The following is a 21,523-nucleotide window of genomic DNA, read 5'->3' on the forward strand; positions in this document are numbered from 1 at the left end:
CATGCGCCTCTTTTTTTCCCTAACAGGCATCTTCGTTCTGGCAGGATCGCGCCTTATCGCGGAAGGCTTCGACCGCCCGATTCCACAGGCGCAATCCGCAACGGCGGAATTCTGGTACGCCGTGGCCTGCATCACGCTTGTTCTGAGCATGGTGGCGGTGCAATGGTTGGTCTCGCGCAGATGACACGGCAGGGCTGGTCCACAACCAAAATCGCGGTTGCGCTATACCCGTTCGGCGCGGGCGCGGCAGCGGTCAATGTGTTCTTTGCTTCACTGATCTTCAGTTGGATAGGCGGACCCGTACTGCCCACCGGCTTGTCGGTCCTCACTGGCGCAATCGTCGGAGTGCCTGCGACATGGTACTTTGCGCGGCACATCCGCCATCTGATGGATGTCGCGGATAAAAGGGCAGAGGTATGAGACCGCAACGGACCCGCCTCGCGGACGGCAGAGTATCAAAGCACAACAGACCGCAAGCGGGAGCTCTATGATGGCTCAGACATCTGCAGAACAAATGCGCCGTTGGCAGGGGCCCGCTTTGTTCAGCTTCGGGTTTCGGCCCTTTTTCCTCTTTGGAGCTGTCTGGGTCATTGTAGCCATGAGTCTTTGGCTGGCTATACTGGCGGGAATGCTGGACCTGCCCACGCAGCTTGACCGTGGATCTTGGCACGCCCATGAGTTTCTGTTCGGCTATCTTGGCGCGGTACTCGCTGGCTTCCTGCTAACAGCCGTTCCCAACTGGACCGGACGATTGCCAATCGTCGGCTTGCCCTTGGCGGGGCTCTTTGCGCTATGGTGCGCCGGGCGCGGGGCGATCCTATTCTCCCAGGTTTTGCCGCCCCTGATCGCTCCCGCAATCGACCTCTCATTTCCCGTCGCGCTTGGCGGTCTGATCCTGCGAGAGATCCTTGCAGGCAAGAATTGGCGCAATTTGATCGTGCTGGCCCTGCTAGCCGTCTTTACGCTTGCCAATGGGCTGTTTCACTTTGAGGCACTTGTCGGCGAATACGCGGCGCAGGGTTATGGACTGCGGTTGGGCCTGGCGACAGCTGTGATGATGATCGCCGTTATCGGTGGGCGGATCACCCCGTCCTTTACCCGCAACTGGCTGGTGAGTGAACAACATGCCGTACGTCCTGTCCCACCGATGCAGTTCTTCGACAAGCTCACGCTGTTGCTCAGCCTGCCGATCCTGGCGATCTGGACGCTGGCCCCGTTCACAGTCACGACAGGGCTCTGCCTGCTGGTGTTCGGAGTATTGCACCTGATGCGGCTGACCAGGTGGCAGGGGCACCACACGCTGAGCGAGCCCTTGGTGTTTTTCCTGCATGCGTCTTATGCGTTTATTCCACTGGGTGCCTTCGCGCTTGGCCTGGATCAGATCCTGGGCAATCCGGACACGGCGGGGGCACAGCATCTGTGGATGGCAGGTGCGATAGGTGCGATGACACTGGCGGTTATGACCCGAGCCACACTGGGGCACACGGGCCACGAATTGACGGCGGGCAAGGCCACCGTTGCGATCTTTGTATGCACCTTTGCAGCGGCGCTGATGCGGTTTCTGACCCCGCTCAATCTGGGCTTGAGCACCCTTTCCGGCGTGTTCTGGCTGTTGGCCTTCGGAGGGTTTGTCCTAGTTTATGGTCCAATGCTTCTGCGGCCAAAGGCATGCAGATCGGGAAATTAGCGAAACTAAGGCTACCTGGTCTCGTCACTCTATTTTGCCAATGTCTGGATCGTATGCTGCACCGAAGCATTCAGACTTACGCTGGCGCAGAATTGTCTTCGCTGCGCGCGCATGCCGCTCATATTCTGAATTCACAGGTTGGGCTCGCTGCCGACCTCGGAGGCAGCGCAGCATCTTTGACTACAGCCCATGATCGACCTTCAGAGCCGGCCCAAACCAGACTTTGATGACCAGGGCATCGCCGCAGCGCAACATTCCGAAAGGAGACAATGACGAAAGGTCGCTGAAGCCTGGCTATTCTGAGAATGCAATTGGACAACCGAACCGACTTCAGCGCGAACCCATACAGATCGGCAACGCGAGATCAATACTGGCATCGGGCTTGAAATAGTCACGTCAGCAAGTCAATCTGGCGTTGCATTTGGATAGGCGTAGTCGGCATTCCGGCATGATGGAATTCTTCGAAACAAACGGAACTGCAGTTAGCGCTATTGCCGCCTGTCTTGCAGTATTGGTTGGACTGGCCGCGTGGCTTTTTCCTGTAGTGAGAAGACGCCTTCAATCGGCTAAGATCGTCTCGGAATTTCGTGCGAAATCGATTGCCCTTTCCGATGAGATTAATGCGGTCGAAGGCGTTGCAGATGTGTGGGAGCTTAAAATACCTCCTGAGGAAGTTCCGGACGCCCACGGTCTGATGCTCCGGGTATTTAGCCTTTATGATGAGGTCTACACCCATCATCGAGCGGGGTATTACCCCGAGCCACATTGGAGTGCCGCTGTGGAGGAGATGAAGGGCTTCGTCGGCATGCAATACATCAAGACTAACATCGCTTTCGCGGATCAATTAAACGCACCATTTGGTAAGTTCTTACGTGAACTTGAGCGAACATCATGAGGGAACTTCGATGCCTTTGCCACTGAATTTCGTGAATAGAGAATTTGCAAACCAATCCAGAAAACCTGCTGCCAGCTTTATGCGAGCGCTATCCGACCTTTACCAAGCGTTCGCATTTATCGAAGAGAATGAGAATTCAGACGCGCAGATGCGCATCGGTGACGCTGAACGCAAGTTGGGCGATGCAATTTCCGAACTTAGATCTCTTGAACGGGTCAAAGATCGATGGTCGATCCGGAACGAAGCCGTGTTTGACAACGCGCTGGATAATCTGGCAGACAAGCTAGGCTTTACTCCGACTGGCGACCGCGTAGTCATAGACACACTCATGAGCGAACTTGAACAACTGCGTGCTTTACTGGCGCGGCATACGTCGAGGAGTCCGAACTCGGCGACCGCGCAACCGATTCCGGACTCCGATGAGGGCCAGTTTCATCTCACCTCTGAGGTGTTGCGTCAGGTTATACGGGTCCAAGAAATCGGAGTTGCGGCGACGCGCCTCTCCCTTGTCTCCGGCGGAGATGGGTAGAACCAATTTTTCGGCGGATACGGCCCTTAGCTGCCGTTGGCCGATGCCTAGCAATGCTGCGGCGCGGCCCGTCGAACCAGCCATTCGCTGCATGAGCAAAATCTGAACGCGGGCGAACTCACATTCTGCGGACAAATCTGACTTTGGCCCTTCAGCGGCCTACTCGCGCTCGCAGCCCTAAGCGGACATTGGTAACAAGGCTTTGTAATTCCGGCTTGGACTATAAGCCGTCAGAGATTGATGGGAGGTGTTGTGACACTGGTTAGCGTCGCCGTTGCAAACAGGATCAAGACAACAGCCAACATCTCTATCGAAATCGACCGCCGGAGAGCAATTTCCGCGCCACGCGTCTCAGCCCTGAGAGCCGGAACAAGTCTCAACTTATTCAATGCCGCGAGGCCAAGAAGGGCAGAAACGATCACGACCTTGACCAAAAGTACCAATCCATAGGCCGTTCCGAATAAGGCGGCCACTGAGCCCGAAAGCAGCCATGCGAGTGCCGCGCCTACTAAAATCAGAACGGCAACTCCGTAAGCAGCGACATTGCCAAAGTGGTGCAGTAGATCGGCCCCGGTTGGAGTGAGCGCCGCTTTGCGCAAGGGCAGGAGAGCGCCAACCCAAAACGCGACTGCCAGCAGATGAAGAACCAGTAAGACTGCGAGAGGCACCCTTGGTTCTCCGAGCGAGTGTCCCACCTGGGCGAAGGACAGCGCTACGGCAAGGCTGCCCGCCAAAGCGATCCAGTGCCCTACTCGGGGGAGCAGGATTGCCAATATCGCGAGTTCTCCTACTCCTCGCCAAATAGCGGCGGTGCCAAGTGGACTGTCCCAAACAAAACCAAGCATCATTGGGTCCGTTGCGCCCTCAAAGCCCATTCCGGATATCCGCGCCGCTCTGATGCTGAAACGTAGAGCAAGCACGGCAAGACCTACAATCGCTGCACCGACCGCGAGGTGCCTTGCAAGGCGCAAAACAGACGCTTCGGCGCGCGTGGCAAAGAGGACGGTGAACAGGACGCTACCCATCGCCAGCAGCGCCGAGCCGTAGCCAAGTGCCTTCGCCAAAATGGCCAAGACAACAACACCGTCAATGGGTGCCAGACCGATCACTCAGCGACCGTGAAAGAGAAGCTGCCCTGCATCGGGTGACCGTCGGAAGCTATGCCTCGCCAGTCGAAGCGATAGCTTCCGGGTGCAAGCTCCTCCAAAGGTATAGCCCGGAACTCCACAGCGGGGTCCATACCCGTTTCGTGTTGAATTTCGACGTCGCCATCGGGTGAGGTCAGCGTGACCGAGATGATACGCATCGGATCATCGAACCGCATGGTAAGCTCCGGCACGTCCGTGACAGTCGCGCCGTCAGCCGGTGTCGTTTCTTCGGACTTTGAATGCGCAGCCGCAAGCGCTGGCGCCATAGCTACGGTCAAACCGAAAAGAGTTTGTTTGATCATCTGAGTTTTCCTCTATCCGGATTGGGCATTCAGTGCGTCGTGGTACTCACGAAGGTCATCGGGCCAGGTTGACTTGATAAAGGATAGCACCGCAATGATTTCGTCATCGCTGAGCACATCTTCATAGGCAGGCATACCAGTTGCGGGCGCATTCTCCATCAGCCCGGCCAGGCCAAATTTGGTCAAGGTGAAGAGTGTTTCATCATCGTGGTGCCACGTATGCCCTGTGGCGTCGTGCGGAGGTGCCGGTAGCAAACCATCCTCGCCGCGTATCCGCCAGTTTGGCTGTCCTTCCAAGCTTGCTCCGTGGCAGTCAGCACATTGGTCCGCATAGATATCCTGGCCAGTGGCGACCACTTCCGTGTCATCCGGTGCCAGAAGACCGACCGCTTCGGAGGGCTGGGCCAGAACGAACGCTAGGGCGAAACCGGCGAGCGCAAGCCCACCGGTGATCAAGAATGTTGTACGCCCTACCATCAGGTGTCGAACGGCTGCGCGGTGCCCGCGCGGTAAAATACCGTTCCGGACCCAGCCTCTCCCCCAAATGCAATGACGTCGTAACGGGCGGATGGATCGTCACCCATACCAGGGGAGCCCATTGGCATGCCAGGAACGGCAAGCCCTGTGATGTCAGGCCGATCCTTCAACACGGCTTCCAGTGCTTCAAACGGCACATGGCCTTCAAAGACATAACCATAGGCTTCAATGGTATGACAGGATGCGAGGTTTAGCGGGATACCCCGAGCTGACTTCTGTGCTTCGGGGTCCGTCAGTTCCTCAACGGTGACGGCGTGGCCACGCGCGCGAGCCAAGTCGGCCCATGCGTGACAGCATCCGCAACCTGGTGAGCTGAACACGCGAATTGAGGTGCCAGCACGAACGGGAAGAGCGGTCGCGATGAGCGCAGTTGCAGATAGTTTGGTGAAGTGACGACGTGTGATCATGTCTGTCGGTCCTTTGATGTGAAATTTGAACGGATTACGGGCGAGAGCCCGTCGCCGTTCAAGCTTTCGGAGGACCGGTAGGGACACCCAGTGCGAGGCCCGAAAAATCGGCTCTAGCGTACGTCACACCACCCACTGAGATCATCATTGGAGCAATCGGCGAAATCCCCACCGTGGCGACAAGATCACCAAAACAGGATGTTGAACCCACGCCGCTAGTGGCGTCACAACAATCCGCAGCAGCTTTCTCGGCATCAGCCAACGGATCATCGCCCGCCATTCGAGCATGATGACCAGAATGATCCGATCCATGGTTCAAGCCATGCTTCACGGACGCTACGGTTGCGCCAGAGAATGCAACAACTAGAAGTATCGTCAGGACCAGGCGGAACATACCAAATACCTACTGTGGGTATGTGGTCTTGGCAAGTTACGAGGGTGGGTCGACGCAAACGATCCTAGTTGCACTCATTATGGGTGCGCCACATCTCTGGATCATGTCCGTCCGGAACAGTGGAACATGGATCATCTGAATATCCGCGCAAGACTGAATACTGGCTGACTTGCGCATCAGTCAGCAACGTCAAAGTCAGCAGGTGAGCGTTCAGATGGACGACGCGCAGGGCTGCTCGCGCCGCGCCCGCTTCCATAACCAGTCGTTCAAGAGTTTCTGCCGTTGGAACACCTTGCTGAAAAGCCAAGTCAAGCGCCTGTTCCATTTCGATAAAGTGTTCGCCTGCCTGTATCGCGTCTGCCTGCATCTGGGCGCGGATTAATTCGATTTCGTGGCGCTGCTCTTTAGTCAGACCAATTTGATCGGCAAGTTCGAGAAGATGCGTTGGCCCCGGAACGCCGTTGAGCTCCGCTACTCGGGCGAGACCCCATCCACCACCACGCGCGATCTCTTCCAGGTCTTGTTCCGACAGTGATTTGATGAGCCGAGTTTCTTCACCCGCATAGACCGACGGTGTCGTGTTGTGGCTCCCAGAGTGGGTCTGACCAAAGGCCACAGCGGGCAGGATTATCATAAGAACTGCGAAACGCTTGGTCGCCATGTTTGAAATCCTCGGTTGAGATAGCGTTGACACCAAGGGATTGCATGGAAGACGCAATATAGAACATGATAGAAATCATGTCGGGTCATTGGCTTCATTGTTTTGACAACGTACCAAAGCGAACGCTGGTAGAAGGCGAAACTCTGTTTCGGCGGGATGACAGAGTGGAATGGGCTTTCTGGTCCGTAAGGGGCGGATCTTTCTTCGGCGAGCGCTGCAAGATGGCGGGCTTTTGACGCTACACACTGCCAATGCTGGTGATCTGGTCGCCGAAGCATCCCTGTTCGCAGACCGCTACCACTGCGACGCTGTGACCGATCTTTCTACGACGGTCTTATTCCTCCCGAGGGACGAATTGATGACGCACTTAGAGGATGCAGCGTCATCAAACCATCTTTCGATCAGAGCGTTTGAAAGAACAGCGCGAGAACTACAGGTTTTGCGGACCCGCATTGAAATCATGCGCCTGCGAAAGGTGAAAGATCGGCTGGATGCCTATCTCGAACTGTACGGTCCACCGGAAGAAGGCGGTTGGGTGCGTGTTGCCGATTGGATCGGAGTGTCGTCCCCCGCGCTATATCGTGAGCTGGCGAAGCGTCGAGCAAAAAAAGACAGTCGCCGTCTCGCTGCAAAATCGTAATTATCGGTTCGGTTCTGACCTTCTCAGAGGTGCGCCAAAGTCACCGCTCGCCCCCTATTCGGACATGCCTAACCTGAAGGCCACAATGAACAGTGCACGGTGCCTTGTACTCCAAGGCAATCGCATTTACAGGCAGTTGGACTACGCGACAACCGCCTCGGCTTCTTTGCGCTCCGAGGATTTAAGCAAGGTCAGAAGCGGCGTAGCTAAGATGCCTAATCCCATAATAGCCAGCGCAAACATCGCCAAAAAGACCATCAAGAACAGTCCGAGGCTCGCTACGATACAGGCCACAAGAAAGAGGCACGCACTAGCAGCACCATAAGTCACTTTGTTCATGTAGGTTTTCATGTCTTTGTCTCCAGTTTCATTTGTTGTGTTGTTGAAACTGATTTGTGGTTTGGGCTTTACGTCCACCTGAGTTAAAACTTACAATTCTGCAAACTTCAGCGTCACCGTCAGCCCGCGAGGATCGGTTCGCGATAAGATCAAGTCTGCACCATGGCGATCTGCAACCGCACGGACTAGGGCTAGGCCTAAGCCCGCACCCTCACTTTGCCGTGTTGCGTCAAGACGGACCATGGGCTTGATGATCTCGGCGTATTTCTTTGGTGCCACACCGGGACCGTTGTCGGCGACACTGATGGTGCGACCACGGGCTGCCAGATTGATCTCGTTCCCACCATAGCGCATTGCGTTTTGTATGAGGTTTGCAACTGCCTGAACAAGCATCTGACGATCAGCAAACACCGTTTCAGCGTCACTCGCATCGAAGTGCAGCACTTTGCCTGCGTCCTCAATCACTGGGCCAAAGGTCACCGAAAGGTCGGTCATCAAGTCCGTCAGATCAACCTTTTCGAAACCGTCTGTGCCTTGGGCGGCCTCAATCCGAGCGACCCGCATGATCGTATCGAAAATGCCGGACAAACGCTCTGCTTCTTCCAGGGCTGCACCGCGTTCCTGTCCTTCGGGCAAGCTTTCGAGTCGAGACCGCAGGCGGGCCAGTGGGGTGCGCAGATCATGCGCCAAATTCGCGCTGAGATGGCGGGTCTGGGCAACAAGCCGCTCCAACTCGGCGGCAGTTAAATCCACTCTACGTGCCATGTCGTCGAGGTCATCCTTGTTCCGCGTGATCCCCGTACGCGCGCTGAGGTCGCCAGAGGCCAACGCCGAAAGCGTGCTGTTGATCCGCTTGAGACGTCGCTGGGCGATGATCCCGGTGGCAAACCCAACCACCAATGTCAGAACAATCATTGTCAACATCGTGGTCCAGAGAACACCGCCTAAGAGTTCAAACGCATCCTCAGCATCATCAAGCGGAACAGCCGCCATGACCGGCGCGCCTTGACTGTCAGTACCTACAAGAACGCGCCAAGCTTCGGATTCCCGAAAGTCATCGGACAGCTCCACCGTCCCGCCGCCGCGCGCAACCACATTCTCAAAAGCAATTGGCAGGCCTTCGAGATCATCTGGGTGACGCAAGATGACGCCAAACCCGTCCCCCCGCGCACCCTCAATGGCCGAGGTCTTTGCCAGCGCATCCAGCGTAGCGTCGATACGCCGTTCGAACATATCCGACCCAACCGCAATTGCGATGTAGGCAGCGGTAGCCATGCAAAGCGCGAAGATGGCTGACAATATCAGCGCCAGCCGCAAGGTCGAGGAGCGGCGAAGCCAGGTCAGATTACCGACCAAAGACATAGCCTTCCCCACGACGGGTTCGGATCAGCGGTGTATCAAACGGCTTGTCAATTTTGGTACGTAGCCGGCTGATATGGGTCTCTACGACACTTGTGGTCGGGTCAAAACTCATATCCCAGACCTGTTCCAGCAGCATCGTACGTGTCACCAATCGTCCCGGTCTTCGCATCAAGTATTCCAGAAGTTTAAACTCCTTGGCCAACAGCTCAATCTGCTGATCCTGGCGTTTGCAGGTTCGCGTAAGAAGGTCGAGGCTCAGATCTCCATGGCGCAAGACCGTGGCTTCTGCCTGTCTTGCCTCCAAACCTTCACGGCGGCGGCCCAAAGCGCCCACGCGGGCGGAGAGTTCGGCAAAGGCGAAAGGTTTCGTAAGATAATCATCCCCGCCAGCATCAAAGCCTTCAACCCGGGCGTCGACCTCACCCAAAGCCGTCAGAAAAAGCGCGGGGGTTGTATTCTTCGACGCACGCAAGGACTTTAAAACCGCCAACCCATCGAGACCAGGGACCATGCGGTCCAAAATTAGAAGATCGAACTCCTGAGTCATAGCCGCCATCAATGCGTCTTTGCCATCCTGATAATAGTCGACGACATGACCTTCTTCGCGCAAGCCGTTGGTGACCCAAGACCCGAGTTGGCTGTCGTCTTCCAGAAACAAAATTCGCATGTGAACCCTTACCCTCACGCATTCAGAGGCCACTCTAGTGAGCGACCTCCGAATTGGCCAATCATTCGCTGCTTGGCCGCGACCTATGTCTCATCTTCATCTTTGTCGTCATCGTCGTCTTCATCTTCAGCCTCAACCTCAATCACTACACCAGTGTCGGCGGCAATCTCGACTTCGAACTCTTGACCGTTGGCATCCAGGACTCCGACCTCGTAAATTATCATCCCGTCTTCATTTTCGAGTTCCGCTTCCTGGACTTCACCGGACACTTCCTGAAGCGCGATTTCAATGGCCTGCTGCATAGTGAGTCCCGTCGCCTCTGCGGTGCTTTGTGCCGAAACCGAACTGACGACGGCTCCTGTCAGAACCAGACCTGCTAGTGCGCCGAGCGCTACGTTTCTCTTGTCCATGTTTTCTCTCCATAGTTTGTTGTTTGAAGGCTTTGTTACCTTCCGATGAGATCAACATGGGAGCCGCGCTTTGCTGGAAGATGCGACGAAATTTACAACTTTGTAAGCTGACGATCCCGCGCATTCCTATCCATCATAAAGTCGATAGCTAACTGCCTAGCCACATACTTGTTTCCCAATCCTGTGTTTAGAAGAACGTTTCGCGCCACTGCGAACGCCTGGAAAACAGGCTCCGACTACGGATGTATGCCCAGGCGCTTCAAGTTAGCTCTGGGCCGCCCGCTAAAGCTTGCAAAGGCAGCTTTCTAAACACCGCTGCCAGTGATGCGCCCTGCAGCACCCGGAAATTTTGGACTCACTGCCGACGTTCAATACAACTCTAAGCAGTGCCGGCTCGCGGCCCATAGGAGACAAATAGCCGTCACCTACGACGCTGCGGTGCGGCCCACCGAACCTGCCATTCGCTGCGGCCGCAAAGCCAGGGCAAAGGTGAACTCACGATGTGCAGACAATCCCACCGTTCGATTTTCGAAGTCGAATGGCCGGTTTGTGCAGTTCGCGACCGTAGCGAAAAGCACGTCCGGCGGAAATCCGTGGTTCGCTGCGTTTGCCAAGCGGCATACTTCTCGCCGCCGAAGCAGACATTCGTCGTTGATTGACTTGTCGGGCCTGACAGTTGCGGGGTTGGACTGGTTGCAGGATTTTCGATTTCCGGATGTGCGTGCTGGAGGTTCACCAGTCGTTGTGGGGCTGAGATCATGCGGAAAAATCATCACCTATGTGAATGTATTTTATATCTATGAATTATTTTTGTTTATGTGAAGCCGCCGCCATACCTGTCTCAGCGGAATCGCACTGGTTCGCAATGACACGCAAGTTGGAGACAGAACATGAAGATCATCATCGTAGGTGCAACCGGAACCCTCGGATCTGCCGTAACTTCCGAGCTGGAAAAAGACCACGAGGTCGTGAAGGTGGGTTTCGAGGGCGGCGACATGCAAGTTGATATTGCCGACATCGACTCAATCAAATCCATGTATGAGAAGGTCGGCTCGTTCGATGCTCTCGTGTCAACGACAGGGGCGGTGCATTTCGGTCCTCTAGGCGACATCACACAGGATGAGTGGCAACTTGGCCTCGATAACAAGTTGATGGGTCAGATCAATCTCGTGATGGAGGGTGCGAAACGCATCACGGATGGAGGATCGTTCACGCTGACTGCTGGGATCATCAGCCAGGACCCAATCCGTTACGGCGCCGCGGCCACAACTGTCTGTGCCGCCTTGGAGGGGTTTGCCGCCGCCGCCGCCCTCGAACTACCGCGGGGTATCCGTGTGAACGTGGTCAGCCCAACGATCTTGGAAGAGTCGGTTCACCTCTTTGGAGCCGCGTTTGCAGGCTTTGAACCCGTACCTGCCGCAGTGGCCGCCAAAGCGTTCCGCAAAAGTGCGGAAGGCGCAAAGAACGGCGAAACCATTTACGTCCACGGACGGACCTGAAGGGGATTGCGGCAGGTCTTCTGGCATTGCCAGGGGACCCTGCCCTATCAGCCCACGCCATCAAACACATCAAGCGATTTGGAAAAGACAATGACCACCAAGAAGCAAAAATCCTGGTTCATCACAGGTGTCAGCACAGGCTTTGGACGCGAGCTGATGAAGGCGGCCCTTGATCGAGGCGATAGTGTCTTGGGGACCGTCCGCGACGCGCGCCAAGCGGAAGAAATCGAAGCTACGGTGCCAATGCGCGCTCAGGCAGAGGTCTTGGACGTTACTGATGATAGTGCCGTTCGCAATGCCGTTGACCGTACCGTGTCTTGTTTCGGGAGCATCGACGTGGTCGTGAACAACGCAGGCTATGGTCTGATGGGAGCGATCGAAGAGACGTCAGCGGCCGAGGTCGAACAGCAGTTTGCCACCAATGTCTTTGGTCCCTTGCATGTGATGCGGGCGGCAATGCCGCATTTCCGGGCTCAGATGGGCGGGCATGTGCTGAACATAACGTCCATTGGCGGATTGGTCGGCTACCCCGGCTGGGGCATCTACAATGGGACTAAGTTCGCACTCGAAGGTCTCAGTGCTGGGCTGGCAAAGGAGGCCGCAGCCTTTGGTGTCAAAGTCACGGCCGTTGAGCCAAGCGCTTTCCGCACGGATTGGGCCGGACGTTCCCTCAAGCGTTCTTCAAAGGCCATTGAGGCCTACGACCACAACACGCCACGTAATTGGATCGACGATCTAAATGGAAACCAGAACGGTGATCCCGTCCGCGCAGCCCAAGCCATGCTGGCGGTTGTGGACATGGAGGACCCGCCACGGCAACTCCTTCTCGGCTCTGCCGCATTGGAGGAGGCCGTTGGCACGTATGAGGCCGCGCTGTCTCAATTCAGAGAACACGCTGAGCTGACCAACAGCGCGGATTTTCCAAGCAGTTGATCTCACGAAACGCACCTACGCCAATCAACGACCCCTTAAGTTTCTTGGAATGGAGAAAATCGATGCACTTCGTACCTGCAAAATACAGCCTTTTCACTTTCTACTTTTTCATGGCTTTGCTGATGTCCGGTTTGATGTCCTTTGTTGTGACGGTGATCAACATTGGCATGATATCCGGCTTGATTGATGCGTGGTTGAGTGCATGGGTCGTAGGCTTCCTCGCGGCGCTACCTGCGATCATGGTCGTCACGCCTGCTGTCAAAAAGATCGTCTGCACACTCGTGGTCGAGGCGACGTAATCTGTTTCGGCTCGGCTCACGAAATCCAAACAGACTTGCAGCAGTTGCCCCTAGCAACCGTGAGTTCCATACCGGCAACCGCCACCTACATAGTGATAAAGGACCGCTGCCCTAGATACTGTTCGACTATGGCGATGTGATCAGATCCTTGAGCAATCGCCTTAGCCATATGCCACCCGGATCCCGATCAACCCGTTTGTGCCAGAACATGCTCAGTGTTGGGGCTGGAACGAGAATTGGCGTTGGGCGCGATACAAGCAACCCTGCCTCGACACTTGATTTGACGGTTACTGAGGGCAAAACGCAGATCAGGTTGCTATTTTCCAGTATCTTAGCCGCGTTTGCAAAGTTATTGATTGTCATCGCGACTTTGCGTTTGTGGCCATGTTCCGCAAGAACGGTGTCGGTATACCCACGCATATCGCCCGACAACGAGACCAAAAGATGATCCGCACCTACGAAACGCTCAAGTGTCATTTTTCCAGTCGCAAGCGGATGATCCGGACGCATGGCGCACACATATTCCAACTCGATCAAGAACTCGCTCGTCGACAGCGGAGGCATGAGATTGTTCGCGCCGATAAGGATATCTACTGTTGCACTGGCAAGCAGGCTCTCTCCATTGGCGATGGTATATGGCAGCGTTTGCAAGGCGACTTCTGGCGCTTCTGTTTCCAATCTTTGGCGCAGATCAGCCCAAACCATGTCCACCATCAGATCTGTTGCGGCAATTCGGAACACGCGACGAGAGGTTTTCGGATCAAATCCTCTCGGGTTGATCGCATCTTCGATCTCCTCCAACGGGCTTTGCACTTGTTCCCAGAGGTTTTGAGCAAAGATCGTGGGCCGAATACTGCGCCCATCTTTGATGAAGAGATCGTCGTTCCAAATCGAACGCATGCGTCCAACGGCGTTAGACACAGCTGGCTGTGTGATATTCAACCTCTCAGCGGCACGCGTGATCGAGCCTTCAGTCATGATGGCGTCAAAAATCACAAGAAGGCTGAGGTCCTGGCTGCGCAAGTAAGTCTCTCGGTTTTGTGTCTCACCTACCAAATCGGGTGGCAAGCCGCCACCACTCGAGTTTCGAACAGAGGCGCGGCGCTGACTCAACTTCGTTCGACAATTCGCGGCGGTCGGTATTGAACAACTCAAAAAGTACGCCGAAATGACGCAGCGAGGGCCTCAACTTCATCGTGTGCTAGACAAAAGGATGGAAGAATTTTGCTGGGTGTCAATGAGCTTACAAATTGGCTGTTAACTGAAGGCGCCAAGCAAGAAACGCCCGCAAGCCTGCTTAGCAACTACAGTTTGTTTCTCAGGCAATGCGGAATTCAAGTTGACCGATCGTCTTTGGGCGCTCCGATTCTTCATCCAATCGCTCAATCTTCTTACGCATTTTGGGATATAGAAAATGGATCCAGTCAAAAGTGGTTTGAGTACACGCCAGAACTCCTAGAATCTCTAAAGGAAAGTCCAATTTACCCGATTTACACAAGTGGCGAACCCTCATCCATCCATTTGAACAGGCCGGAAGAGCGAGCCATCTATCCAGTTGGAGAGGACCTATGGAAGCAAGGATACTACCAGTACGAAGCATTGCCTCTGCAGTTCTCAGATGGAACATATAAAGTTCTGACTTTGGCGACCCGAGCTCCAAGTGGCTTCGGACATAGCGAGATTTCTATAGTGGAGCAATCAGCTCCCGCACTCACTCTGGTTTTCGAAAATTTGATCTCGCGAAACAGTGCAAAGGTTCTTATGGAGACCTATGTTGGAAAAAGAGCTGGCTTGCGCGTACTGGATGGCGAAATTTCGCGCGGAGACGGAAGCCACATAGACGCTGTGATCTGGTTTTCGGATTTAAGGGGTTTTACATCTTTGGCCGAACGCCGGACAGAAGCCGAAATGTTGAAGCTCCTAAATCACTATTTCGGACATTTGACGGACGCCATAGAGAGCCATTCAGGTGAAGTGCTGAAATTCATAGGAGACGCAATTCTGGCGATCTTTCCGTACGATGTCGACCCGAGAGAAGCCGTCTCAGATGCTGAAGCAGCTGCTGCCTTGGCGCTCGACGCAGAATACGAATGCAAAGATTATACTTTTGGCATCGGTCTGCATACTGGGACCGTTTTCTACGGTAACATTGGAGGAGGAAACCGCTTGGACTTCACAGTGATTGGTCCTTCAGTGAATATTGCCAGCAGGGTCGCTGGATTGTGTAGCACCTTTGGAAAGCCGCTCCTCGCCACTTCTGATTTCGTGTCTGCTTCGTCCAAAAACTGGCGTTGGCTGGGTGATGAAGCGCTGAGAGGAGTGACGCGCCCAATTCCCATTCACTGCCTTTGAGGCTGTACCAGACTGTTTTAAGTGCCAAAAGCATTCCACTATTTGGGCTTGGCGAGTTGCCCGAAGATGAAAACGCAGACTCGAGATCTGGTTCCAAAATAGACTTGTGGTGAATGTCCGGAAAGTGGGCTGCGATTGCAGCAACAAAAGAAAGCGCTCAGGGCCGGCTTCCAATAGACCAATGTCGGCTCTAGCAACTATTGCAGCTATTCGGGCAGTGTGCAGCATTTGGGAGGTATGGGCTCTGTGCCGACCTTCGATCGCGCGCAGCATTTTGATAGATGGAAGCGAAACGAGGGTAGAGCCGGCCCAAAGCCGACCTCCAATCGTTGATCGCGTCGCTGCAGTGCGGCCCGTTAGAGCCGCCGTTCGCTGCGAGCGCAAAATCAAAGCCTGCCAGAACTCGCGAAAGAAGACAAAGCTGCGGTTGATGTGTCTACTATGAACAAACGCTTTACGCGCCCCGCGGGTCTCGCCGATGTCAGATAGCGAACCCCTAAGTTCTGCCAAGAGCGAAGAGCGCAACTAATTCCTCTCGCTCTTCGCCCGCGTGCGGTCTTCAAAGCTATGGAAACACTAGCGCGTGAACACCGCTGTGATTGTTGAGCTCTCTAGGCTGTTGGCGTTGACCATGAATCCGGCCAAGGCGTTGCTAACTGAGTCGTCGATTTCGAGGGTCGTGCCTAAAGCGTGCACTGTGAACATGTAGCGATGCACTTCACCTGGAGGAGGACATGCGCCACCAAATCCAGTCGCGCCGTAGTCATTGGTCAACTCGATAGAGCCAGAAGGCATCGCCTCACCACCCGGAAGCGACATCACATCACTTGGGATGTTGAAGGCAAACCAGTGCCACCAACCAGAACCGGTGGGCGCGTCGGGGTCGTAGACCGTCACCGCAAAGCTCTCGGTGCCTTCAGGCGCACCTGACCAGGAAAGAGTCGGGGCTACATTACCGCCTTCACAACCAAATCCTTGGAAGACGAAGTCCGATGCGAGCGGCTGACCTTCGGCAATGTCGGGGCTGCTGAGAGTGAGGCCTTCGGCCAATGCTGCCCCTGAAAGTGCCGCAACGGCGAGTGTAGAAGCAAGAAGTGTGCGGATCATTTCAAAGTCCTTTCGATGTGTGTTTCGATAGGCTTCAGTTAGGCGCAAGCGACGTTTGCGACTTCCGGCTGGCGCGCAATAACTATCGGATTTCGATCAAATTTGCGGCGGAGCGAATATCCTTTGGCTTAATCCCGAACCTTTGACGAAAAGCGTCGGCAAAATGGGAAGGGGTTTTGAAGCCGCATTCGAGCGCGATTTCCGATATCTGAGCCTGCGAAGTTTGAAGACGCGTCAGACCGCGTTCGAGGCGGGAATGCTGAAGTATTCGGGCAAATCCTTGACCGGTCGGTGCAAGCCACCGCCGCATGGATGCCTCGCTCATGGCAAGTGCAGAGGCCACTTCGGCGGCGCGCCACGGGTGGCTTAGATCTACATCTATGATGCGGCGGACCTGACTGACCGGGCTGTCTTCGCCACATGTAGGAACTTCGATTTTCTTGCCTTTGAGCCATACCAGAGGCTCAAGCACGCGGTAGTCACGAATGGCGCGCGGCAGGTCGTGATCAGCAAGCGTGCAGCGCAGCAATTGCAGAACTCTTGTGGGTTCATGTTCTCTTGCCCGCAGTAGGCTTGGTGCAACTGAGGCAGACTATCTCGTACCGTTTACTTTCATCGAAGCTTTGAATGACGGTGTCCTTTTTGATCGACCTGCCAGCGCCTTTCGCGATGCTGCTCATGCGCATCGCCTTTTCGAGATAGTAAACCAGCGAACTGAAACGCTTGTCGGCACGTGCATTGTCCAGAAGACACCAAGAGTGCAAGGGGAGCGGTTCGAAGTTGGCGGAATGATGATCCATCCCACTGCTCGCCATTTTGGACTTAACACGCTGCTAACCAAGGCTGTGATGTTCCGTGAATTGGACAAAGTGAACCAGGGTGACACTACGGGCGAGTTCATTGCCCATGTGATCGACGGAAACCAATCTCCCGTTGATAGTCTGCTTGAGTGCGGTTTTCGACCCTTGGGCAAAGTCATCATTAATGGCTCGGATGTGGGTGCTGGTATTGGTCACATGGAAGGTAAGAAAGGCGCTGGTGTTGTAATGAACAGCTATGTTTTCGACATTGCTAACTTGGGGCGGATTGCAAAGGATCTTTATTCGTTCCAACACCAAGATGGCGCCAAAATTCACAGGGGCGAGGTAAGCGTGAAAGTCGATCTTAGCGGCATGTTCTCACTTTCGGACCTTGACCCCTACGCAATATGATCGCCTCACGACAGCCAGCGCGCACATTTTCGGTTGCGAACAAAACAATCACGGCCCAAACCTGCCGTTGGCCGATGCCTAGCAATGCTGCGGCGCGGCCCGTCGAACCAGCCATTCGCTGCATGAGCAAAATCTGGTCTGCTTCGAACTCACCGATTGCGGACGAAGTGAGCTTTCGCTGCGGGTACACAAATGGCCGCCTCTAGGTCTTTCTCGATGCGAAAGCGAGTTGTTCAATTAATAATTCCTGGCAACTGCTGGGGTCATGCGGTCCTTTGTACGCGGCCAAAGCGACGGACGCGAGTTGTGGTAGGCCCAAGGACGGATTGGCAGGAACCAAGGGCGATACAATCGTTTGCGACGGCATCACGGAAAGCGCTAGACCGGCTTGAACCAGCGTTCTGACCCCCACAGGATGCGGGCTGAGGTGGGATACGCGCCCCTTCAGTCCTGCGGCATCCAAAGCGCGCAATGCATAGCGCCTCAGGTCTCGACCATCCGTCAGAAATGCCAATGGGATTGAGCCTTCATCCGGCATTTCAAATGCAGGCGACGCAGCCCAGGCCAATTCCACAGACTGTACGAATGCGCGAAAGCTGTGGCGACCCTGATCCATCATGAAAGCAACGTCGATATCTCCGTCCTCAAGGCGCTGCAGCAGCCGGTCACTGCGGTCGCATTGGATTTGAATTTGAATGTCAGGCCGCAATTTAGCGAAGGCGTTCAAGGTTTCTGCTACAATTGACATGGCGAGTGTCACTGTGGTTCCCAACCTCAAGACCTGTCGAGCGTTGACTGTTTGTACCGCCTCCACCGCTTCCTCAGTGAGAGAAAGGATACGTTTGGCGTAGACCAGAAAAACCTCTCCATCTGGTGTGAGCGCGACTTTCCTGCCTCGCCCTCGAGATACGAGTTTTTGCCCAAGGCCAGCTTCGAGTTTGTTGATCTGCGCACTCACTGCGGATTGGACGGTATTTAGTCGTTCTGCCACCTGGGTGAAACTGAGTTCGTCCGTCAACATGACGAAGGTGCGCAGTTCTTTAAGGTCGGGTAAAATCTCCATGCAAGATTTTTATATTCAAATATGACTGTTTCATAGATTTCATTTGCTTCGATATCCGTGGACCCGAAAACCGAGGGTATCTCCAAATGGATCAATCAATTGCGTTTTATGTCGTTGCGGTCGTGGCTATTGTTTTGACGGGTGTGTCGAAAAGCGGTTTTGGCGGCGGTCTGGGTGTTATGGCCGTTCCGTTGATGTCGCTCTTTGTGACACCTCAGTTCGCAGCTGCGGTCATGATGCCCATCTTGCTGGCTATGGACCTGTTGGTTGTCTGGCGCTACCGAGCTACCTGGGATAGTCGGGTCATCCTAGGTTTACTGCCAGCGGCCTTTGTCGGTCTGGGTCTGGGAAGCATATCGTTTCATTACATGGACGCGAATATGGTGAGGTTCCTGGTGGGGCTCTTGGCGGCGTTCTTCGTGGTGCAATTCATGGTTGCGCGTCCTGGGGAGCTTTCACACCAAAGAACGTCCCAACCGGTTGCTTTTGCGCTAGGGGCGCTCTCAGGCTTTGCCAGCTTCATCGCTCATGCGGGCGGCCCGCCGGTGAAGGGCTACCTGCTTCGACAGCGACTCGAGAAGTCTTGGTTTGTGGGAACCAACACAGTCTTTTTCTTCGCGCTAAACTTCCTGAAGACCATTGCCTATGGGGCGTTTGGAACACTTTCAGTGACGAGCTTGCAGATCAGTGCCTTTCTGTCGCCCATGCTTTTGCTTGGTGTCTTCCTAGGCTTTCGGCTTCACACAGTCGTGGATCAGAGGGTCTTTGTGAATATCGTCTATGGCTTTCTGGCGCTAACCGCCATGAAGCTGCTCTACGACAGCGGGACGTTTTTTCTTTTGTGAAGGCTCTTTGCGATACTGATCACACCAAAGCTAGGCACTTGATCAAGTCGGAATGTTACCATTTCTAGACTAGAAACCTCATAACGCTAAAAATCCACCTATGGTGCTGCCTGTCTTTTTAGAAGCACATAAGCTGCTTTTTCATTCCCGCTTCGGTTGCCGTTGCTTGGCAAACTCGCTTCCATCCTTGTTTCGACTGGAGACAATAGTCGAGGAGTAACACGTTAAAACGAGGCATCCGGATCTTGAACTTGCGAAAATTGAGACCCGATGACAATGAACTCGGGCCGGAACGGACTTACCGTATATTGACCAGGTTGTTCTTTGTATCACGGAAGTTCGTAGTCCAGCGCAAACCACTCAAATCATCAACGCGTGGAATTGGAGCTCTCCTGTTGCAATCGAGCAATCTGAAAAAAGAAGCAAAGAAATTGACCAGGATTCAAAAGAACTCACGATAGCACCACACTACATGTTTTTTGTCTCCGGGTGAAAAGCTTGATGGTCGGTGCGTTTGTTAATCAGTGAAAATAGAAGCTTGAAGAAGCCCGGAGACACTGCACAACCGTAGCCGCAGCCGATTGTGCATAAGTAGGAGAACCATGAATGCCTGAAACAACCTATTGGTTGCGGCAACACGCGGTTGAGTTGCACAACTTGGGCGTCCTGGATTTAGCTGATCCTAAGGCCTATCCAATTTGGCTGGCGGCTGATCTGATAGATCAACTAGAGGCGCGGCTTGCAGAGTACATTTCAGGGGCTTTGATTGTAGAGCCAAAGAGTGCCGAGCACGCACAAGCGATGATTGACGAGGCTGTTGCCTTTATCAATTCCGAAAAAAACTGTTTTGAGTTGCCAGAGACTACATCTTGACCGCAGTTCAACATCACATTCCAGCCTGCAAATCGTCAAAACTATACTTGCCGCGATGATGTCTTTGCGCCAAGCGCTATGCAGGGAACCAAGATGCAGGGAATGAGCATGACCAGCCCTGCAATGCCCAAGAATGCTGAGGCTAGATTGATGCTGTCAGATGTGAAGCCAATGAGTATTGGGCCAACAACATAGGCTATGTTCCCCATTGCAGAAGTTCGGGTAATCGCGAAGACGCGGTGATTGTCAGACACGTATTGCCCGAGGGTGGTAAGTGCAAACGGTGAAATCAATGCAAGAGAAAGTGACGCCATTGTAAAACCAACATAGGCTTGAATGGGTACAGAGGCGGTTGCTGCGATCGCGAGGCCTATTGCCGCCGCAGTCGCCGCGGTAGCAAGTACGATGATCGACTTTATTCGTTGCGCTAGCCAATTCCCGGTAAGAAGTACAATACCGTTGGCCAAAGCAGCCAGCGCTGGAGCATAAGATCCTTCGCCGGGATCGCCACCCAGATCTCGCTCGATAAACAATGCTGACCAGTCGCTAAGGGGTTGTCCGGCAAGGTATTCAATAAAGATGATCGCTGACACCATGGCGAACACAAGTCCCAACCTTGAACGGCCAATCACACGATCCGTGCTCTTTTTCGCAGGTTCTGCCCGCATCCAAAAGGACAATGCCAACATGAGAACGCAAATCCCGAACAAGATGGAAAAAGTCGAATACCCTGCTTCCCGCGCCAGACCAGACATGAAGGCCGCGACTGCGTACGAAAAGGAATAGAATGACCAGGTCATCGCCATAAGTGGTTGTTCACGAAACGCTTCGACTTCGGAAACACGCGCGTTCGACAGCACATCACTTTGGCCAATCCAAAATGATATGAAGAAAAACGTAGCAGCCAGCCACCATATCGAGGTTAGTAGACCGGGAACAAGTAAGAACAATGCCGCCAAGCATGTTGTGATGGACATGGAATAGGCCCTGAGCCTCTGATCGACCAAAGGTGCCGCCAGCATCCCAACCACACCGCCAATGGCTGATATCAAAAACGCGATCCCAAGTTCGGTGTCCGTAGGTTCTGTCAGTTCGACAAATCCGGGTACCATTGCCGCGATTGCCCCCCACAACAAACCTTGGGCTACGAATGCAACAATCGCTGGGCGCGTGTCTGCGAGCTGAGTCAATCCGACCATAAGCACCAATACTCTTTGGAAAGTATGAAAACTATCGCTCTCATCCTTCAACTTTAGGCATAACTGATTCAAGTGCTTTCATTGTAAGCATGTGCTTTTCGTAGCACCCCTTCATGGCCGAGACGGTCGAAGATCGTCTTATACCTTTCCAATCCACCCAGACT

27 protein-coding genes are annotated in these 21,523 nt (G+C 54.3%); 13 read left to right on the plus strand and 14 right to left on the minus strand.

Going from position 1 to position 21,523, the window contains the following annotated elements:
* Position 1 precedes the first annotated feature (1 nt).
* The 5 genes from ACR0EL_RS17390 to ACR0EL_RS17410 all read left to right on the plus strand — a co-directional run bounded on the left by ACR0EL_RS17390 (position 2) and on the right by ACR0EL_RS17410 (position 3,111).
* The gene (locus ACR0EL_RS17390; RefSeq protein ID WP_480501331.1) at positions 2–184 is read left to right on the plus strand and encodes a protein NnrT; all 183 of its coding nucleotides are present in this window, start codon (positions 2–4) and stop codon (positions 182–184) included.
* On the plus strand, positions 181–420 hold the full coding sequence (locus ACR0EL_RS17395) for an NnrT protein (protein ID WP_353011078.1): 240 nt from the start codon (positions 181–183) through the stop codon (positions 418–420). Before ACR0EL_RS17390 ends, ACR0EL_RS17395 begins: the two co-directional genes overlap by 4 nt.
* Before the next feature lie 70 nt (positions 421–490).
* Positions 491–1,687, plus strand: a complete 1,197-nt coding sequence (locus tag ACR0EL_RS17400) for an NnrS family protein (protein ID WP_480501332.1) — start codon at positions 491–493, stop codon at positions 1,685–1,687.
* A 448-nt stretch (positions 1,688–2,135) separates the two neighbouring features.
* Positions 2,136–2,582 carry a hypothetical protein gene (locus ACR0EL_RS17405; protein WP_480501333.1) on the plus strand — a complete coding sequence of 149 codons (447 nt, stop codon included), beginning with the start codon at positions 2,136–2,138 and terminating at the stop codon, positions 2,580–2,582.
* Between the two features lie 10 nt (positions 2,583–2,592).
* Positions 2,593–3,111 carry a hypothetical protein gene (locus ACR0EL_RS17410; protein WP_480501334.1) on the plus strand — a complete coding sequence of 173 codons (519 nt, stop codon included), beginning with the start codon at positions 2,593–2,595 and terminating at the stop codon, positions 3,109–3,111.
* Between the two features lie 230 nt (positions 3,112–3,341).
* Here ACR0EL_RS17410 and ACR0EL_RS17415 read toward each other — a convergent pair whose 3' ends face one another.
* The 5 genes from ACR0EL_RS17415 to ACR0EL_RS17435 form a co-directional block, all read right to left on the minus strand.
* Positions 3,342–4,220 (minus strand): CopD family protein, encoded by an 879-nt coding sequence (locus tag ACR0EL_RS17415; RefSeq protein WP_480501335.1) that lies wholly within the window; start codon positions 4,218–4,220, stop codon positions 3,342–3,344.
* Positions 4,217–4,561 carry a copper resistance CopC family protein gene (locus ACR0EL_RS17420; RefSeq protein WP_480501336.1) on the minus strand — a complete coding sequence of 115 codons (345 nt, stop codon included), beginning with the start codon at positions 4,559–4,561 and terminating at the stop codon, positions 4,217–4,219. Before ACR0EL_RS17420 ends, ACR0EL_RS17415 begins: the two co-directional genes overlap by 4 nt.
* Positions 4,562–4,573: 12 nt before the next feature.
* Positions 4,574–5,038, minus strand: coding sequence for a c-type cytochrome (locus tag ACR0EL_RS17425; RefSeq protein ID WP_480501337.1), 465 nt, complete (start codon positions 5,036–5,038; stop codon positions 4,574–4,576).
* A complete protein-coding gene (locus tag ACR0EL_RS17430) occupies positions 5,038–5,505 on the minus strand; it encodes a DUF411 domain-containing protein (protein WP_480501338.1) in 468 nt (155 codons plus the stop codon). The genes ACR0EL_RS17425 and ACR0EL_RS17430 overlap by 1 nt, the downstream gene beginning before the upstream one ends.
* 458 nt (positions 5,506–5,963) lie before the next feature.
* Positions 5,964–6,560 (minus strand): Spy/CpxP family protein refolding chaperone, encoded by a 597-nt coding sequence (locus tag ACR0EL_RS17435; RefSeq protein ID WP_480501339.1) that lies wholly within the window; start codon positions 6,558–6,560, stop codon positions 5,964–5,966.
* Positions 6,561–6,729: 169 nt separating this feature from the next.
* Between ACR0EL_RS17435 and ACR0EL_RS17440 the strand changes: the two genes are divergently transcribed.
* Positions 6,730–7,200, plus strand: coding sequence for a Crp/Fnr family transcriptional regulator (locus ACR0EL_RS17440; protein ID WP_480501340.1), 471 nt, complete (start codon positions 6,730–6,732; stop codon positions 7,198–7,200).
* Between the two features lie 141 nt (positions 7,201–7,341).
* Here the strand turns inward: ACR0EL_RS17440 and ACR0EL_RS17445 are convergent, their stop codons facing one another.
* From ACR0EL_RS17445 to ACR0EL_RS17460, 4 genes are all read right to left on the minus strand, one after another.
* Entirely contained in the window at positions 7,342–7,551 is a 210-nt protein-coding gene (locus ACR0EL_RS17445; protein WP_480501341.1) for a hypothetical protein, read from the minus strand.
* A 78-nt stretch (positions 7,552–7,629) separates the two neighbouring features.
* Positions 7,630–8,901, minus strand: a complete 1,272-nt coding sequence (locus ACR0EL_RS17450) for a sensor histidine kinase (protein ID WP_480501342.1) — start codon at positions 8,899–8,901, stop codon at positions 7,630–7,632.
* Complete coding sequence (locus tag ACR0EL_RS17455; protein WP_480501343.1) at positions 8,885–9,568, minus strand: winged helix-turn-helix domain-containing protein; 684 nt, start codon at positions 9,566–9,568, stop codon at positions 8,885–8,887. Before ACR0EL_RS17455 ends, ACR0EL_RS17450 begins: the two co-directional genes overlap by 17 nt.
* An 83-nt stretch (positions 9,569–9,651) precedes the next feature.
* The gene (locus ACR0EL_RS17460) at positions 9,652–9,978 is read right to left on the minus strand and encodes a PepSY domain-containing protein (RefSeq protein WP_480501344.1); all 327 of its coding nucleotides are present in this window, start codon (positions 9,976–9,978) and stop codon (positions 9,652–9,654) included.
* Positions 9,979–10,868: 890 nt separating this feature from the next.
* Between ACR0EL_RS17460 and ACR0EL_RS17465 the strand changes: the two genes are divergently transcribed.
* The 3 genes from ACR0EL_RS17465 (at position 10,869) to ACR0EL_RS17475 (ending at position 12,709) form a co-directional block, all read left to right on the plus strand.
* Positions 10,869–11,477 (plus strand): short chain dehydrogenase, encoded by a 609-nt coding sequence (locus ACR0EL_RS17465; RefSeq protein ID WP_480501345.1) that lies wholly within the window; start codon positions 10,869–10,871, stop codon positions 11,475–11,477.
* Positions 11,478–11,567: 90 nt separating this feature from the next.
* Entirely contained in the window at positions 11,568–12,410 is an 843-nt protein-coding gene (locus tag ACR0EL_RS17470) for an oxidoreductase (protein ID WP_480501346.1), read from the plus strand.
* Between the two features lie 62 nt (positions 12,411–12,472).
* On the plus strand, positions 12,473–12,709 hold the full coding sequence (locus ACR0EL_RS17475) for a DUF2798 domain-containing protein (protein ID WP_480501347.1): 237 nt from the start codon (positions 12,473–12,475) through the stop codon (positions 12,707–12,709).
* Between the two features lie 126 nt (positions 12,710–12,835).
* Here the strand turns inward: ACR0EL_RS17475 and ACR0EL_RS17480 are convergent, their stop codons facing one another.
* Complete coding sequence (locus tag ACR0EL_RS17480) at positions 12,836–13,732, minus strand: LysR family transcriptional regulator (RefSeq protein WP_480501348.1); 897 nt, start codon at positions 13,730–13,732, stop codon at positions 12,836–12,838.
* Positions 13,733–13,933: 201 nt separating this feature from the next.
* On the opposite strand from ACR0EL_RS17480, the gene ACR0EL_RS17485 reads away from it, so the two are divergent.
* On the plus strand, positions 13,934–15,061 hold the full coding sequence (locus ACR0EL_RS17485) for an adenylate/guanylate cyclase domain-containing protein (RefSeq protein WP_480501349.1): 1,128 nt from the start codon (positions 13,934–13,936) through the stop codon (positions 15,059–15,061).
* A 576-nt stretch (positions 15,062–15,637) separates the two neighbouring features.
* Here ACR0EL_RS17485 and ACR0EL_RS17490 read toward each other — a convergent pair.
* A complete protein-coding gene (locus ACR0EL_RS17490) occupies positions 15,638–16,168 on the minus strand; it encodes a YbhB/YbcL family Raf kinase inhibitor-like protein (RefSeq protein ID WP_480501350.1) in 531 nt (176 codons plus the stop codon).
* Positions 16,169–16,250: 82 nt separating this feature from the next.
* Positions 16,251–16,697 carry a helix-turn-helix transcriptional regulator gene (locus tag ACR0EL_RS17495; RefSeq protein ID WP_480501351.1) on the minus strand — a complete coding sequence of 149 codons (447 nt, stop codon included), beginning with the start codon at positions 16,695–16,697 and terminating at the stop codon, positions 16,251–16,253.
* On the opposite strand from ACR0EL_RS17495, the gene ACR0EL_RS17500 reads away from it, so the two are divergent.
* Positions 16,684–17,379: a hypothetical protein gene (locus tag ACR0EL_RS17500; protein WP_480501352.1), complete on the plus strand. Its 696-nt coding sequence runs from the start codon at positions 16,684–16,686 to the stop codon at positions 17,377–17,379. The genes ACR0EL_RS17495 and ACR0EL_RS17500 overlap by 14 nt on opposite strands.
* A gap of 202 nt (positions 17,380–17,581) precedes the next feature.
* Here ACR0EL_RS17500 and ACR0EL_RS17505 read toward each other — a convergent pair whose 3' ends face one another.
* Positions 17,582–18,442 carry a LysR family transcriptional regulator gene (locus ACR0EL_RS17505; protein ID WP_480501353.1) on the minus strand — a complete coding sequence of 287 codons (861 nt, stop codon included), beginning with the start codon at positions 18,440–18,442 and terminating at the stop codon, positions 17,582–17,584.
* An 86-nt stretch (positions 18,443–18,528) separates the two neighbouring features.
* Here ACR0EL_RS17505 and ACR0EL_RS17510 point away from each other — a divergent pair, with 86 nt between their 5' ends.
* Positions 18,529–19,287 (plus strand): sulfite exporter TauE/SafE family protein, encoded by a 759-nt coding sequence (locus ACR0EL_RS17510; protein ID WP_480501354.1) that lies wholly within the window; start codon positions 18,529–18,531, stop codon positions 19,285–19,287.
* Positions 19,288–19,893: 606 nt separating this feature from the next.
* Positions 19,894–20,160 carry a hypothetical protein gene (locus tag ACR0EL_RS17515; protein ID WP_480501355.1) on the plus strand — a complete coding sequence of 89 codons (267 nt, stop codon included), beginning with the start codon at positions 19,894–19,896 and terminating at the stop codon, positions 20,158–20,160.
* A gap of 41 nt (positions 20,161–20,201) precedes the next feature.
* Here the strand turns inward: ACR0EL_RS17515 and ACR0EL_RS17520 are convergent, their stop codons facing one another.
* On the minus strand, positions 20,202–21,359 hold the full coding sequence (locus ACR0EL_RS17520; protein ID WP_480501377.1) for an MFS transporter: 1,158 nt from the start codon (positions 21,357–21,359) through the stop codon (positions 20,202–20,204).
* Positions 21,360–21,523 lie beyond the last annotated feature (164 nt).

The organism is Ruegeria sp. AH12 (assembly GCF_056541465.1).